The following is a 13,930-nucleotide window of genomic DNA, read 5'->3' on the forward strand; positions in this document are numbered from 1 at the left end:
GGCCGGTGCAATCCTCGCCAAACCGCCGATTCGTCCTCCGCCTGCTCGCGGGCACCGCCAGCCTGCTGCCGGGCGCCGCCCTGCCCCAGGAAAACCCGCGCGACCAGGGCATCGGCGGCACCGGCATGAAGATGACCGACGAGCCGAAGGACGGTGCCCTCGGCGAGGGCGACCGCGGCATCGGCGGCACCGGAGTGATCGGCACGATCCGTCGCTTCGGCTCGATAGTCGTCAACGACCTGCGCATCGCCTACCCGCCCGAGGTCGCGGTGGAGATCGACGGGGAGCCCGCCAAGGCGGCCGACCTGAAGATCGGCCAGGTCGTGCACGTGGTCGCCCGGCCGGAGCGTGGCGGCCTGGGCACAAGCCGCATCGACGTGGTCAGCGAGGTGGTCGGGCCGGTGGAATCGCTCGCGCCCGGGCGGATGATCGTGCTCGGCCAGCGGGTCTCCACCGGTGACCTGGCGGGGGACTGGAAGCCCGGCACCCGCGTCGCCGTGAGCGGCCTGCGCCGGCCGGACGGCGTGATCGTGGCGAGCCTGATCGAGCCGCGCAGCTTCGGGCCCGACCGCGTCGCCGGGCCGGTGCGCCGCGACGCGGGCGGCGGCCTTTCCATCGGCGGCCTGCGCCTGAAGGGAGCCGACGTCCTCCCCCCGGGCCAGCGCGCCCTGGTGACCGGCGCCACCGAGGCCGGCGCCTTCGCCGTGACCAACGCCGCCCAGGTCGGGCTGCCGTTCCCGCCCGGCCTGAGGACGGTGTCGGTCGAAGCCTATATCGGTCGCGCCGGCGGTGGTCTGGACCTCGGTTCGGGCCTCGCCGTGTCGGGACGCGCAGGCCTGCGCGTCCCGCGCCAGGGCAGCGTGCGCGGCGTCCTCACCGCCGACATCGCCCCGGATGGCAGGCTCACGATGGAGCGACTGCGGATCGACGACCGGATCGCGCCCGATCGCCTGCAATCGCCGGACGCGCCACGCTTCGAGCGGGAGCGCGACCGCCTCGACCTGCAGAAGCTGCCCGACCTGCCCGAATTGCCCCGCGATGTCCCCGGGCGCTTCGGCACCGAGCCGGGCCCCCGGCAGAGCCCGTTCGGGGGGCTCGGCGATTCCCACGGCCCGGCGATCGACACCGGCCCGGGCCAGCCGCATCCCGGCGCGGACGGGCCCGGCGGGTTCGGTGGGCCGCGCGGCTTCGGCGCGGTCCCGGAGGTCCCGGCGGGATTCGGTGGCCCGGGCGCAGGACCGGGCGGTTTCGGTGGCCCACCCGGCGGCGGCGGCCGGCGCTGAGGCTTGCCGCCCATGCAATCCCACCTCCGCGGCGTCAGTTTCTCTCTAGCCTTCCGCCTCGCGCGCGAGCAGGTCGCGCTTGCGGTCCACGCCCCAGCGGTAGCCTGACAGGGATCCGTCCGAGCGGACCACCCGGTGGCACGGGATCGCCACCGCGAGGTGGTTCGCCCCGCAGGCCTGGGCAACGGCCCGCATGGATGTAGGCGCCCCGATGGCGCGGGCGATGTCCGCGTAGGTAGCGGTCGATCCAACCGGGATCGCCCGCAAGGCCGCCCAGACGCGCTGCTGGAAGGCGGTGCCGCGGATGTCGAGGGGCAGGTCGAGGCCGGTGCCCGGCGCCTCCACGAGCCCGATGACCCGCGCCATCCAGGCCTCGAACGCGGGGTCGCCACCCTCGATCTCGGCCCCCGGAAACCGGTCCTGCAGGTCGCGGACGAGAAGTTCGGGCTCGTCGCCGAGCAGGATCGCGCAGAGGCCGGCCTCCGTGGCGGCGACCAGGATCGCTCCCAGGGTGCAGGCGCCGACGCCGAAGCGCATACGGATGCCGAGCCCGCCCTTGCGGTAGGCGGCAGGCGCCATGCCGAGCCGCTGTGCGGCGCCGGCGTAGAACCGGCTCGCTGTCGCATAGCCGGCATCATAGAGCGCCTCGGTGACGGTTGACGCTCTTGGCAGCGCGGCCGCCAGGGCCCCGGCCCGTCGGGCCTCCGCGTAGGCTTTGGGGGTCACCCCGGTGGCGGCTTTGAACACCCGGTGGAAATGGTACGCGCTCAGGCCGGCAGCGCGGGCGAGCTCGGACAGCGGCGGCACCGTCTCGGCGGATTCGATCAGCCGGCAGGCCGGGCCACGGCCTCCGCCCGGCGCACGGACGGACCAGGCTCGTCCGGCCGGCAGCGGCGGCACGGCCGGAAGCCGGCTTCTTCCGCCTCCGCGCAGGTGCGGTGGAAGGTGACGTTCTCGGGCCGGGCCGCCCGCGACGGGCAGCTCAGGCGGCAATACACCCCGTCGTGCGGACCGCGTACACGAAGGTGCCGTCCGCCCGCCCGTCGCGGGCGGCGAGCGCCGCCCGGCGGGCGGCCTCCTCGGGATCGGCTGTCGGGGAACGCTCGCGGGACTATGCGGCGGCGCAGGCGCATTGGGGAGGGCAGGCGGGGAGGGGCAGGCGGGGAACGGACATGACGGCACCTGCCGGACGGGTATATCGAACGCCCGTCACCCTGCCGTCCCGCGGCCGGGCCTGCATCCCGCCCCTTGCTGCCGAATTCCCGATCCCTCTCCTGAGTGCGTCATGGCGTCGAGCAAAACCGATCACATCCATGTCGGGCGGGACACGTGGCTGTTCCTGAAGACCGGGACGAACGACATCCTGGGGCAGATGGAGCGGCCGGAGGCGATGGCCGACCTGATCTGGGCGTGGCGGAGCCTCGTGTCCAACCGGGAGCGGCGGCTGCGGGCGTTCGGCATCCGGTATCGCCACGTGGTCGCGCCGGACAAGCTGGTGATCTACGACAACCAGCTGGACGGGATCACCATCGCGCCCGCGGTCTCGCCGGCCTATCGGCTGATCCACACGGAGCCGGACATGGGTCCCGCCTGGCGGCGGGGGCCGCGGGGCCTCTACGCGGATTGGCGGCGCCGGAAGCGCTGGCGACAGACCTGCATCGACCTGGTCGCTCCGATGCGGGCCGCCCGGGACACCGCAGACCTCTATTGCCGGACCGATACCCACTGGAGCTTCGACGGCTGCTACCTGGCCTACGCCGAGATCTGCCGGGCCTTCGGGACGGAGCCACGGGCGGATCTGCGGGACCGGCCGTTCACCCCGGTCGATCATGACGGCGACCTGGGCAGTGCCTTCGACCCGCCGCGCCGGGCGCCGTCCCGGGCCTACCGGATCCAGCGAGATTCCGTGCGGACCTTTGCCAGCCCGATCGTCGCGGCGCGGGAGAAGGCCGGGCTGCTGCACACGCTGCACGGCGGCGCCAACGTGATCTACCGCAACGAGACGGCGGTCGATCCGCGCCGGCTGGCGCTGTTCGGCGACTCGTTCTCGCACGTGATGCCCTACATGCTGACCATCCTGCTGGCCGAGACGTTCCGCGAGGTGCACTTCGTCTGGAGCACGTCGCTCGACTGGTCCTACATCGCGCGGACGAAGCCGGACCTCGTCCTGACCGAGGTGGCCGAGCGGTTCATGGCCCAGCTGCCGGACGACAGCTTCTCCCTGGACGCCTACGTGCAGGAGCGGTTCGGCGCCGAGCTGGCGGCCCAGGCCTGAACGGCGCCGGGCCGAGCCGCGCGGCGGCCGACGCTCAGCCCTCGAGCTTGGCCATCAGTGCATCGGACAATGCGAAGTTGACGTAGACGTGCTGCACGTCGTCCTGGTCCTCGATCACCTCGACCAGGCGGATCAGCTTCTCGCCGGTCTCGTCATCGACGTCGATCGTGTTCTGGGCCTTCCAGACCAGGCCGGTGCGGCTAGGCTCGCCGAACCGGGCCTCCAGGGCCTTGGCGACCTCGCCGTAGGATTCCTGCGCGCAGACGACCTCGTGGCCGTCCTCACTGGAGCTGACGTCGTCGGCCCCCGCCTCGATGGCCGCCTCCAGCATCGTGTCGGCATCGGCGACGCTCGCCGGGAAGCCGATCACGCCGACCCGGTCGAACATGAACGCCACGGCGCCGGTCTCGGCGAGGCTGCCGCCGGACTTGGTGAAGGCCGAGCGCACGTCGGAGGCGGTGCGGTTGCGGTTGTCGGTCTGCGCCTCCACGATCAGCGCGGCGCCGCCGGGGCCGTAGCCTTCGTAGCGGATGTCCTCGTAGTTCTCGCCATCCGCTCCGGCCGCCTTCTTGACGGCGCGCTCGATGTTGTCCTTCGGCATGTTCTCGGCGCGGGCCGCGATGATCGCCGCGCGCAGGCGCGGGTTCATGGCCGGGTCCGGCGTGCCGAGCTTGGCCGCCACGGTGATCTCGCGGGCGAGCTTGCCGAACACCTTCGAGCGGACCGCGTCCACCCGGCCCTTCCGGTGCATGATGTTCTTGAACTGCGAATGGCCTGCCATGTTGCGTGAGACTTTGTTCGTTGGCGAGGGCGGGCGTCCGGGACCCCGCCGTCGCGGCTGTGAGGTCGCCGCGTTATAGGCCGCCGGCTTCCGACGAAGCAACGCGCCACCCGATCGTCGCGACCGCGGAAAGATCGCCCGCGCCGGGCGTTGGCGCGGGACATGTCAGCTGGAAACCCGATGCCGCGCCGGACCGAACACAGCAGGACAGCGACGACGCCCCCGACCGACGACCGCCGCTGGCTCAAGCTCGGGATCGCCACGCTGCTCGGCGCGGTGGCCGGTTCGATGCTGTTCGCGACCGAGGCCAAGGGACGGCCTGAGGGGCGGCGGCGCTAGAGCGCTCGCCGCCGGAGTGGATCCCTAGTCGGCATCGGCGAGCAAGTTGAATTACGGATCGCGAGCGTCGAGCGATCCCGCCTCACGCCGCCCGGACCGTGGCCAGGAACCGCCCGACCGCGGCGGTCAGCCGCTCCGACTGGTGCGACAGCTCGAAGGCCGAGGTCAGAACCTCGGCCGCCGCCGCGCCGGTCTTCTCCGCCGCCCCGGCCACACCCCGTGATGGTGCAGGTTACCGCCCCGGTGCCGGAGGCCGCCGGACCGACATTGCGGACGGATCTCCCGGGTCGCCGCATCCTGCTGCTCCACCGCCGCCGCGATCGAGGCGGACACGGTGCTGAATTCCCGGATGCGGCCGCCGATCTGGCCCGATCGCCGTGGCGCCCTCGCCCGTAACACCCTGGACCTCACCGATCTGCTGGCCGATCTCACCGGTGGCCTTTGCGGTCTGGTCGGCCAGCGCCTTGCCCTCCGAGGCCACCACCGCGAAGCCGCGCCCCGCCTCGCCGGCGCGGGCCGCCTCGATGGTGGCGTTGAGCGCCAGCAGGTTGGTCTGTGCCGTGATGCCCGAGATCAGCCCGACCACTTCGCCGATCTTGGCCACGCTCGCGGTCAGGGCGGTCACGAGCGCGGCGGTCTGGTCCGCTTCGCCCACCGCGGTCCGTGCCAGATCCGCCGAGCCGGCGACCCGCCGTCCGATCTTCTGCACCGAGGCGCCCAGCTCCTCGGCGGCGGCCGCCACGGTGCCGACATTGGATGCCGCCTGCTCGGAGGCGGCCGCGACCGTGGTAGACCGTTCCGCCGTCTTGGCCGCCGTCGTCGCCAGGGTCTGCGCCGTGGCCTGCAAGGCGCCGGCCGACGCCGAGACCGTGCCGACGATCCCGCTGGTCGCCCGCTCGAACGCGTCGGCCATCTGGTGCATCGCCGCCCGGCGCTGTTCCTCGGCGATGCGCCGGGCCCCGGAGGTAATTTATCGATCGCGTCAGCCGGCTTGGGACGCAGCCGCCTCAGCGCACGCCCGCGTGCCAATCCTGCAAAGCGCCCAACGTCACCACGTCGCCCGGCCATTCGAGCCCGGCGATGTGCCGGTGCGGGCGGCCGGGCTCGCCGAGATCGGAGACCGCCGAGAAGGCGCCGTCGAGGCTGTGGCTGTCCGTGTAGCGGCTGCGTGTCGCCAGGACCGGCAGGCCGGCGGCGCGGGCCGAGGCGATGCCGGGGGCGGAATCCTCGAACGCCACGGCCTGCACGGCCGGGACGCCGAGGCGGTCCAGAGCCAGTTGGAACACGTCCGGGGCGGGCTTCTTGCGCGCGGCCTCGTCGCCGGCCGCGATCACGTCGAAGGGCGTGTCGTCCAGCCCGAAGTTCGCCGCCAGCAGCCGATCGACGTTGGGCCGGCTGGTGGTGGTGGCGATAGCCAGGCGCAGGCCGGCGTTCCGGGCCTCGCCGACCAGCCGGGCGATCCCCGGGCGCAGGGGCAGGCCGTCCCCGGTGACGAGGCCGCCATACGCGATCGTCTTGCGGGCGTGGATCTCGGGCGCCCGGGCGTGCAGCGAAGCCGCCTCGCCCGGGTGGTGCGTGTCGATGTAGTGGGTGAGCCGTTCCTTGCCGCCCATCACGGTGAGCAGGTCGGCGTAGAGCGCCGGGTCCCAGCGCCAGGGCAGATCCAGGTCCGAGAAGGCGCGGTTGAACGCCTGCCGGTGCAGGTCCTCGGTCTCGGCGAGCGTGCCGTCGACGTCGAAGATCAGCGCCCTCAGCACGAGAGGTCGCGACCGGAGGCGCCCTCCGCGCCGGCCCGGATCGCCGCGATGCGCTCCGCGTAGGCGTCTGGACCTCCGCTGAAGACCGCATTGCCGGCCACGAACGTGTCGGCGCCGGCGCGGCTTGCCGCCTTCACGGTCTCGGCGTCGATGCCGCCGTCGACCTGGATGCGGATGTCGCGGCCGGCCACCATGGCCCGCACCCGCGCCACGCTCTCCATGCTGCTCCGCAGGAACGTCTGGCCGCCGAAGCCGGGATTGACCGTCATCACCAGCACGAGATCCACGATGTCGAGCACCGGCTCGACCAGCGCGGCGGGGGTGCCGGGGTTGATCGCCACGCCAGCGCGCTTGCCGAGGTCGCGGATGGTCTGGAGCGAGCGGTGGATGTGCGGCCCGGCCTCGGCATGGACCGTGATCCCGTCGGCGCCGGCGTCGGCGAAGGCCGCGAGATACGGGTCGGCCGGCGCGATCATCAGGTGCACGTCGAAGAACTTTTGCGTGTGCGGGCGCAGCGCCTTCACCACTGGAGGGCCGAAGGTGATGTTGGGCACGAAATGGCCGTCCATCACGTCGAGATGGATCCAGTCGGCCCCGGCCGCGTCCACGGCACGGGTCTCCTCGGCGAGGCGGGCGAAGTCGGCCGAGAGGATCGACGGGGCGATGACGGGAGGCAGCATCATGGATCTTTCGACTGCGGTTTGGCTCAGACAATCTTCGGCCCACGGGCCGATCCTACACTGTCCCTCATCCTGAGGTGCCGGAGCAGAGCGGAGGCCTCGAAGGAGCCCTCAAGAAATCCCGTGGCCGGCTGGAGGGCACCTTCGCGGCTGCTGCGCAGCACCTCAGGATGAGGGGCCGTATGGGATCGATGGTCTTGCTTGGTTCAAAGGCTTCTTCCGATCCCTATGGAATCACGCCAGGCGGCGGCGGCGTTCCACGAGCTGCATGATCATCGGCGTCAGGATCAGCTGCATGGCGAGGTCGAGCTTGCCGCCCGGGATCACGATGGAATTGGCCCGGCTCATGAAGCTGTCGTGGATCATCGACACGAGATACGAGAAGTCGATCCCCTTCGGATCCTTGAACCGGATCACCACCAGCGACTCGTCGGCGGTGGGGATCCAGCGGGCGATGAACGGGTTCGAGGTGTCGACGGTCGGGACCCGCTGGAAGTTGATGTCCGTGAACGAGAATTGCGGGCAGATGGTCTGCACGTAGTCGGGCATCCGCCGCAGGATCACGTCGGTGACGGCATCCGTGGAATAGCCGCGGAACGAGCGGTCCCGGTGCAGCTTCTGGATCCATTCGAGGTTGATCACCGGCACCACGCCGATCTTCAGGTCGGCGTAGCGGGCGATGTCGACGTCCGGGTCGGCCACGCAGCCGTGCAGGCCCTCGTAGAACAGCAGGTCGGAATCCGGCGGGAACGCCTCCCAGTCCGAGAAGCTGCCCTCCGGGATGCCGTAGGCCCGGGCGTCGTGCTGGTCGTGGGCGTAGTGCCGGGTCTGGCCGGTGCCGTTCTCGGCGTAGCTGCGGAACACCGCCTCCAGCTCCGGCAGCAGGTTCGCCCGGGGCGCGAAATGCGACAGCGTCGGCTCGCGCGCCATCATGGCCCGCATCGTGTCCCGGTCGTAGGCGTGGAACCCGTCGCCCTCGATGAACACGGCGCGCACGTCCTCCCGGCGGAAGATCTGCTCGAAGGTGTTGCGCACCGAGGTCGTGCCGGCTCCTGAGGAGCCGGTCACCGAGATGATGGGGTGCCGCGCCGACATGCTCTTGTACTTCGCGTTGCGATTACGACCGCATCAATCCGCGCTGGCCGAAGAGCGGCGAGCGGCCGGCATCGGGCTTGCCGCCCGCATAATAGGCGGCCACGCACGCGACCTCTTCGGTGGAGCCGCAGACCAGGGGCGCGCGCTCGTGGATCCCGGTGGCCACCAGGTCGAGGATGCGGGTCTGTCCGTCCGAGGCGGCGCCCCCGGCCTGCTCGACCAGCATCGCCACCGGGGCGACCTCGTAGAGCAGCCGCAGGCGGCCGCGGGCGTAGTTCTTGCGGGCGTCGCCCGGATACAGGAATACGCCGCCGCGGGTCAGCACGCGCTGGATGTCGGCCACCAGGGAGGCGAGCCAGCGCATGTTGTAGTCCTTGTCGCGCGGTCCCTCGGTGCCACGCTGGCAATCCTCGATATAGGCCTTCACGGGGGCGTCCCAGTGCCGGACGTTGGAGGCGTTGATGGCGAATTCCTTGGCCGAGGCCGGAACCGACATGGCCGGGCTGGTCAGGCGGAACGCGCCCTCTTCCCGGTCGAGCACGTAGGATTGGGTGCCGTCGCCGAGCGTCAGGATCAGCGCGGTGGCCGGGCCGTAGGTCACGAAGCCGGCAGCGATCTGGGCGGTGCCCGGGGTGGTGAACGAGGCCAGCGGGTTGGCCGGGTCCTTGATCGACGGGCGGATGCCGAAGATCATCCCCACCGCCATGTTGACGCCGATGTTGGACGAGCCGTCGAGCGGGTCGATCGCCACGGCCAGCGGCGCGTCCGGGTTCAACCGCATCACCTCCTCGGCCTCCTCGGAGGCGACTTCGGCAACAGGAGCGCCCTGCAGGGCGGCGGTCACGCTTTCGTGCGCGATCACGTCGAGCGCCTTCTGCACGTCGCCGTCGCTGTTGTGCTCGCCCGCCGCCGCGAGGTCGCCGCCAAGTGCGCCGCGCCCGATCAGCGCGCTGATCTCCACCGCCGAGCCCGCGATCGCACGGATCACCGCGGCGGCATCCTTCAAGGCCGGGTTGGCCTCGACCGCCTGCGCCAGGCAGGTTTCGAGAGGCGTCCCGATCGCTGCTGAAATTGCCATCGGCCTGTCTCTCCTGCTGAAATCCCGCCCGCCGGGATCGCGCGTTCCGCGCCGGTCTGTAGCGACCCCTCTACCACCATGATAGCGGGCGGCGCGCCCCGATCGACAAGAACCGAGGACGCCACGCTCAAGATTTCTGGGGGATCTTGTGTCATAGGACAAAAAAAACGAGACCTCCGCCATGCGCAACCTCTCTCTTAAGCAGCTCCAGGCGGTGGCGGCGGTGGCCCGCCTGGGGACCATGACCCGGGCGGCCCAGGAGCTGAACGTCACCTCGGCCGCCCTCTACGCGCGCATCCGCCAGCTGGAGGAGGAGGCCGGGCTGCTGCTGTTCGACCGGACGCCGGGGGGGCTCAAGCCCACCGATGCCGGGCGCGAGATGCTCTGGGCGATCGACAGCATCAACACCGTGCTGGAGACCTGCACCGACCGCCTGCGGACCCTGCGCGGCGCGGAGGGCGGGCGCGTCGCGCTGGGTGTCGTCTCGACGGCCAAATATTTCGCCCCCCAGGTGATCGCGGGCTTCGTCAAGCAGCACCCCGGGGTCGAGATCAGCCTCTCGGTCCGCAACCGGGGCCAGACCGTCGAGGCCCTGCGCGGCTACGAGATCGACTTCGCCGTGATGGGCCGCCCGCCCCGGGACTTCCCGATCGAGGCGGCGACGTTCGGTCCGCACCCGCTGGTCCTGGTGGCGCCTCCCAGCCACCCGTTGGCCGGCCGGACCGGGCTGTCGCGCGAAGACCTGGCCGACCAGCCGTTCTTCTTCCGCGAAGAGGGCTCCGGCACGCGTACGGTCTTCGAGGAGTTCATGAGCGGCATCCTGGTCAAGCGCGCCTTGCTCGACATCGACACCGGCTCCAACGAGACCATCAAGCAATCCGTGATGGCGGGGCTCGGGATCGCGCTCCTGTCGGTCCATTCCGTGGCGGCCGAGGTCGAGAGCGGCCGGCTCGCGCTCCTCGACGTCAAGGGCCTGCCGATCCGTCGGGACTGGTACGCGGTGCGCCGGGCCGACAAGGTGCTGGGCCCGGCGGCCTCCGCGGTCTGGTCGTACCTGATGAGCGACGGTGCGCGCATGCTGCCGGGCGTGACGCTGCCCGAAGTGACCGGGGCCAAGGCGTGAGCGCGGCCGGCATCGTCGTCGCCGGCTCAGGCCAAGCCGGGTTCCAGCTGGCCGCCTCCCTGCGCAAGGGCGGATTCCGGGATCCGATCACCCTCGTGGGCGACGAGACCGCCCTGCCCTACCAGCGCCCGCCCCTGTCGAAGGCGTACCTCGCCGGCAAGACCGACGCCGAGGGCCTGTTCCTGCGCCAGCCCGGCTTCTTCGCCGAGCATGCCATCGCCCACCGCCCCGGCCTCCGCGCCGTCGCGATCGACCGGGCCGGACGGCGCCTTCAGCTCTCGGACGGCCAGAGCCTCGCCTACGACCACCTCGTGCTGGCCACCGGCGCCCGCAACCGGCCGCTGCCGGTGCCGGGGGCCGACTTCCCGAACGTCCGCCAGCTGCGCGGCCTCGACGACGCCGACGCGCTCCGGGCATCGCTCGATTCCGCCCGGTCGATCGTCGTGATCGGCGCCGGCTTCATCGGCCTGGAATTCGCCGCCGTGGCCGCCGCCCGGGGCCTGTCGGTGACCGTGGTCGAGGCGGCCGACCGGCCGATGGCCCGGGCGGTCTCGCCGGAGATCGGGCAGTTTTTCCGCACCGCGCACGAGGCGTGGGGCGTGCGCTTCGCGTTCGGGGCCGGCGTGACCGCGATCACCGGGCGAGAGGGCCGCGCCACCGGCATCGTGCTGGCGGACGGGCGGGAGCTTCCCGCCGACGTCGTCCTGATCGGCATCGGCGTGCTGCCGAACCGGGAGCTGGCGGCGGAGGCCGGCCTCCCGGCCGAGGACGGCGTGCGGGTCGACGCGTTCCTGGCGACGCCCGATCCCGCGATCTCGGCGATCGGCGACTGCGCCCGCTTCCCGAGCCCGTTCGCGCGCGGGCTCAGCCCCGACGGCACGGTGCGGATCGAGTCGGTGCAGAACGCGATCGACCAGGGCCGCTGCCTCGCCGCGCGGCTCAACGGCAAGCCGGCCGCCTACGGGGCGCTGCCGTGGTTCTGGAGCGACCAGGGTCCGCACAAGCTGCAGATCGCCGGCCTGTCCGGGCCCGGCGATTCCAGCGTGGTGCGGGGCTCCGGTGCGGCGTTCTCGGTGTTCCGCTTCCGGGACGGTTCGCTGAGCGCGGTCGAATCCGTCGACCGGGCGGCCGACCACATGATCGCCCGGCGCCTGCTGGCGGCGGGGACGCCGCTCACCCCGGAGCAGGCGGCCGATCCCGGCTTCGATCTCAAGGCGCTGGCGATGGCCCGCCCCTGACCGGACCGGTCAATCCGAGAAGGCGATCTTGGGGCCAGGCCGCTGCAGGGCCACGGCCGTGGCGATCCCAAGCCCCAGGATCGTGACCGCGCAGGCCGCGAGCGCCCCGAACTGCCCGAGCTGCATCAGGGCCTGACCCAGCACCGCGACGCCGAGCGCCTGCCCGCAGAAGAACGAGAACGCGTGCAGGGCTACCGCGGAGGCGCGGGCCGTGGGCGCCACCTCGGTCACCTGCGTCTGGAAGGTGTTGTGCAGCATGTAGAAGCCGAGGCCCATTGCGGTCAGGGCGGCACAGTCCACCTGCCAGCTTCCGGCCAGCCCAACCACGGTGAGCGAGGCGCTGCAGATTAGGCCGCCGCCGATCAGCATCCGGGGCATGCCGAGCAGCCGCACCAGCAGACCGACCAGGGCCGAATAGAGCAGGCCGCCGATGGCGAAGCCCGCGAGCACCAGGCCGGCCTCGCGCGGGCCGCCCTCGCCGCGGGCCTCGATCAGCGGGGCGAGATGGGGGAACACCCCGAAGATCGCGATAGCCTCGACGAACACCGCCGAGAACAGGATCCGGGCCCGCGGATTGGCCAGGATGGTGCGGTAGCGCCGCACCGCCTGCCGGAAGGCGGGGCGGCGGGCCGGGAGGCTGCCGGTGCGGTCGAAGCCGAACACCGTCGCGGCGCACGCGACGGCGGCGACCAGAGCCGTGATGGCGAACACGCCGCGCCAGCCGATCACCGCCTCGATCAGGCCCGCGAAGGTCGAGCCGGTGAGCTGCCCGAGGATCGCCGCCACGAGGAAGCGCCCGATCGCCACCTGGCGCCGGTCCATGGGAACCCGGTCCCCGAGCAGCGCGAGCGACAACGGGATGCAGCCGCCGGCGGCTGCCCCCGCCAGCATCCGCAGGCCGAACAGGCTGCCGATATCGGGGGCGAGGCTGCACAGGACGAGGGCGCCGGCGAGCACCGCCAGGCAGACGCTCATCACCCGCTCCTTGCCCAACGCATCGCCCACCGGGCCGAGCACCGGCTGGATGAAGGCGTAGGGCAGCGCGAAGGCGGTGGAGAGCAGCGCCACCGTGTGGGTGTCGCTGCCGAGATCCCGCGCCAGCACGCCGACCAGGGGCTCGACCGAGCGCAGCGCGAAGGTGCTGCCGAAGCCCGCGCAGGCCAGGACGACGATCAGGCGCGGGATCGAGGCGGCTGCAGGCTCCGGCGCGCGGGTCGCGGACGGCGTGAGGGCCGGCTCTTGGCGGTCGAGCATTGGGGGGCTTCGCGGGGAAGGCGGATCTGAACGCGGCATCGCATCTCCGCGGCCGGAGCGAAACCCACCCGGATCAGTGCGCGTAGAAGGCCGGATCCGAATTGTCGCTCGGATGCTCAAACGCCCAGCGCAGAGCCGACGACAACGGCACGTTGTAGTTCAGGCCCCGCGGCGGCACCGGCTTGAGGAACCACGTCTCGTAGATCGTCATGATCTCGGGGCTGCGGTAGAGATCCGCGGTCGCCCGGTCGACCACCGCCTTGAAGGCCGGATCGTCCCGGCGGAGCATGATGCCGTAGGGTTCCGGGTTGGACAGGGTCTCCTGGCTGATCGCGTAGGCGGACGGATCCTTCGACTGGGCTCCCACGACGCTGAGCTGCACGTCGTCCATCACGAAGGCCGCCGCCCGCCCGGTCTCGAGCATCAGGAAGGCCTCCGGCACATCCTTGGCGGCGATCACCGTGATGCCGAGCTTACGTTCGTTGTTCGCCTTGATCAGCATCAGGATGTTGGTCGAGCCGGCCACCGACGAGACCACCTTGCCGCGCAGATCCTCCAGGCTCCCGATCTTCTGGTCCTTCCGGGCGATGAACCGGGTCGCGGTGAGGAAGTGGGTGTTGGTGAAGTCGACCTGCTTCTTGCGCTCGGAATTGTTGGTGGTGGTGCCGCATTCGAGATCGGTGGTGTTGTTGGTCATCAGCGGAATGCGGGAGGATGAGTTCACGAACTCCATCGCGACCTCGAGCCCCGGCATCTTCAACTCGCGCTTCACGGCGTCGGCGATCTTGCGGCAGATATCGACCGCGAAGCCGACCACTTTCTGGTTCTGGTCCAGGTAGCTGAACGGCGGCGAGCTATCGCGCACGCCGAGCACCAGCCGGTTGTTGTCCTTGATCTTCTTGAGGGTGCCGGTCAGCGGTTCGGCCTGGGCCGCCGGGGGGAGGACCGCGAGCAGCACGGCGAGGAGCGGAGTGAGCAGACGCATGGGCTGGCCGGTTCCCTGGTCGCGCAACGGGGCGCCGGCCCG

At 71.5% G+C, this 13,930-nt stretch carries 12 protein-coding genes and 2 pseudogenes; 5 read left to right on the forward strand and 9 right to left on the reverse strand.

Translation table 11 applies throughout. From position 1 onward, the window contains the following. Positions 1-5 precede the first annotated feature (5 nt). Complete coding sequence (locus FVA80_RS19155) at positions 6-1,283, forward strand: DUF5666 domain-containing protein (RefSeq protein WP_147957854.1); 1,278 nt, start codon at positions 6-8, stop codon at positions 1,281-1,283. A gap of 45 nt (positions 1,284-1,328) precedes the next feature. Here the strand turns inward: FVA80_RS19155 and ada are convergent. After that, positions 1,329-2,361: pseudogene (gene ada / locus FVA80_RS19160) on the reverse strand (bifunctional DNA-binding transcriptional regulator/O6-methylguanine-DNA methyltransferase Ada); the annotation flags it as partial. 207 nt (positions 2,362-2,568) lie between these two features. On the opposite strand from ada, the gene FVA80_RS19165 reads away from it, so the two are divergent. Further along, entirely contained in the window at positions 2,569-3,558 is a 990-nt protein-coding gene (locus FVA80_RS19165) for a hypothetical protein (RefSeq protein ID WP_147907997.1), read from the forward strand. 34 nt (positions 3,559-3,592) lie between these two features. On the opposite strand, the gene FVA80_RS19170 is transcribed toward FVA80_RS19165, so the two are convergent. Further along, complete coding sequence (locus FVA80_RS19170) at positions 3,593-4,339, reverse strand: YebC/PmpR family DNA-binding transcriptional regulator (RefSeq protein ID WP_147907998.1); 747 nt, start codon at positions 4,337-4,339, stop codon at positions 3,593-3,595. A 180-nt stretch (positions 4,340-4,519) separates the two neighbouring features. Here FVA80_RS19170 and FVA80_RS19175 point away from each other — a divergent pair, with 180 nt between their 5' ends. After that, positions 4,520-4,678, forward strand: coding sequence for a hypothetical protein (locus tag FVA80_RS19175; protein WP_187193420.1), 159 nt, complete (start codon positions 4,520-4,522; stop codon positions 4,676-4,678). Positions 4,679-4,760: 82 nt separating this feature from the next. On the opposite strand, the pseudogene FVA80_RS32005 reads toward FVA80_RS19175, so the two are convergent. From FVA80_RS32005 to FVA80_RS19205, 5 genes and pseudogenes are all read right to left on the reverse strand, one after another. Next, positions 4,761-5,645, reverse strand: a pseudogene (locus FVA80_RS32005) (methyl-accepting chemotaxis protein); the annotation flags it as partial. Positions 5,646-5,685: 40 nt separating this feature from the next. Further along, entirely contained in the window at positions 5,686-6,435 is a 750-nt protein-coding gene (locus tag FVA80_RS19185) for an HAD-IA family hydrolase (protein ID WP_147907999.1), read from the reverse strand. Next, positions 6,429-7,115 carry a ribulose-phosphate 3-epimerase gene (gene rpe, locus FVA80_RS19190; protein ID WP_147908042.1) on the reverse strand — a complete coding sequence of 229 codons (687 nt, stop codon included), beginning with the start codon at positions 7,113-7,115 and terminating at the stop codon, positions 6,429-6,431. The genes FVA80_RS19185 and rpe overlap by 7 nt, the downstream gene beginning before the upstream one ends. A gap of 234 nt (positions 7,116-7,349) precedes the next feature. Beyond that, positions 7,350-8,210, reverse strand: a complete 861-nt coding sequence (locus FVA80_RS19200; RefSeq protein ID WP_147854414.1) for a phosphoribulokinase — start codon at positions 8,208-8,210, stop codon at positions 7,350-7,352. Positions 8,211-8,232: 22 nt separating this feature from the next. Next, the gene (locus FVA80_RS19205) at positions 8,233-9,288 is read right to left on the reverse strand and encodes a class 1 fructose-bisphosphatase (RefSeq protein ID WP_147908000.1); all 1,056 of its coding nucleotides are present in this window, start codon (positions 9,286-9,288) and stop codon (positions 8,233-8,235) included. Between the two features lie 181 nt (positions 9,289-9,469). Between FVA80_RS19205 and FVA80_RS19210 the strand changes: the two genes are divergently transcribed. Together FVA80_RS19210 and FVA80_RS19215 are read left to right on the forward strand one after the other, a co-directional pair. Next, positions 9,470-10,411 (forward strand): LysR family transcriptional regulator, encoded by a 942-nt coding sequence (locus FVA80_RS19210; RefSeq protein WP_147908001.1) that lies wholly within the window; start codon positions 9,470-9,472, stop codon positions 10,409-10,411. Then, a complete protein-coding gene (locus tag FVA80_RS19215; RefSeq protein ID WP_147908002.1) occupies positions 10,408-11,649 on the forward strand; it encodes an FAD-dependent oxidoreductase in 1,242 nt (413 codons plus the stop codon). Before FVA80_RS19210 ends, FVA80_RS19215 begins: the two co-directional genes overlap by 4 nt. A 9-nt stretch (positions 11,650-11,658) precedes the next feature. On the opposite strand, the gene FVA80_RS19220 is transcribed toward FVA80_RS19215, so the two are convergent. Beyond that, positions 11,659-12,903: an MFS transporter gene (locus FVA80_RS19220; protein WP_246692028.1), complete on the reverse strand. Its 1,245-nt coding sequence runs from the start codon at positions 12,901-12,903 to the stop codon at positions 11,659-11,661. A 73-nt stretch (positions 12,904-12,976) separates the two neighbouring features. Beyond that, the gene (locus tag FVA80_RS19225; RefSeq protein WP_147908003.1) at positions 12,977-13,888 is read right to left on the reverse strand and encodes an amino acid ABC transporter substrate-binding protein; all 912 of its coding nucleotides are present in this window, start codon (positions 13,886-13,888) and stop codon (positions 12,977-12,979) included. Positions 13,889-13,930: the final 42 nt, after the last annotated feature.

The sequence above is a fragment of the Methylobacterium sp. WL1 genome, assembly GCF_008000895.1.
Taxonomy (GTDB): Bacteria; Pseudomonadota; Alphaproteobacteria; order Rhizobiales; family Beijerinckiaceae; genus Methylobacterium.

What these genes read in the sequence shown, in the direction of transcription:
- FVA80_RS19205 (WP_147908000.1), bottom strand. Translation starts at nt 9,288, where the DNA reads ATGGCAATTTCAGCAGCGATCGGGACGCCTCTCGAAACCTGCCTGGCG.
- FVA80_RS19165 (WP_147907997.1), top strand. Translation starts at nt 2,569, where the DNA reads ATGGCGTCGAGCAAAACCGATCACATCCATGTCGGGCGGGACACGTGG.
- FVA80_RS19200 (WP_147854414.1), bottom strand. Translation starts at nt 8,210, where the DNA reads ATGTCGGCGCGGCACCCCATCATCTCGGTGACCGGCTCCTCAGGAGCC.
- rpe (WP_147908042.1), bottom strand. Translation starts at nt 7,115, where the DNA reads ATGCTGCCTCCCGTCATCGCCCCGTCGATCCTCTCGGCCGACTTCGCC.
- FVA80_RS19175 (WP_187193420.1), top strand. Translation starts at nt 4,520, where the DNA reads ATGCCGCGCCGGACCGAACACAGCAGGACAGCGACGACGCCCCCGACC.
- FVA80_RS19220 (WP_246692028.1), bottom strand. Translation starts at nt 12,903, where the DNA reads ATGCTCGACCGCCAAGAGCCGGCCCTCACGCCGTCCGCGACCCGCGCG.
- FVA80_RS19170 (WP_147907998.1), bottom strand. Translation starts at nt 4,339, where the DNA reads ATGGCAGGCCATTCGCAGTTCAAGAACATCATGCACCGGAAGGGCCGG.
- FVA80_RS19210 (WP_147908001.1), top strand. Translation starts at nt 9,470, where the DNA reads ATGCGCAACCTCTCTCTTAAGCAGCTCCAGGCGGTGGCGGCGGTGGCC.
- FVA80_RS19225 (WP_147908003.1), bottom strand. Translation starts at nt 13,888, where the DNA reads ATGCGTCTGCTCACTCCGCTCCTCGCCGTGCTGCTCGCGGTCCTCCCC.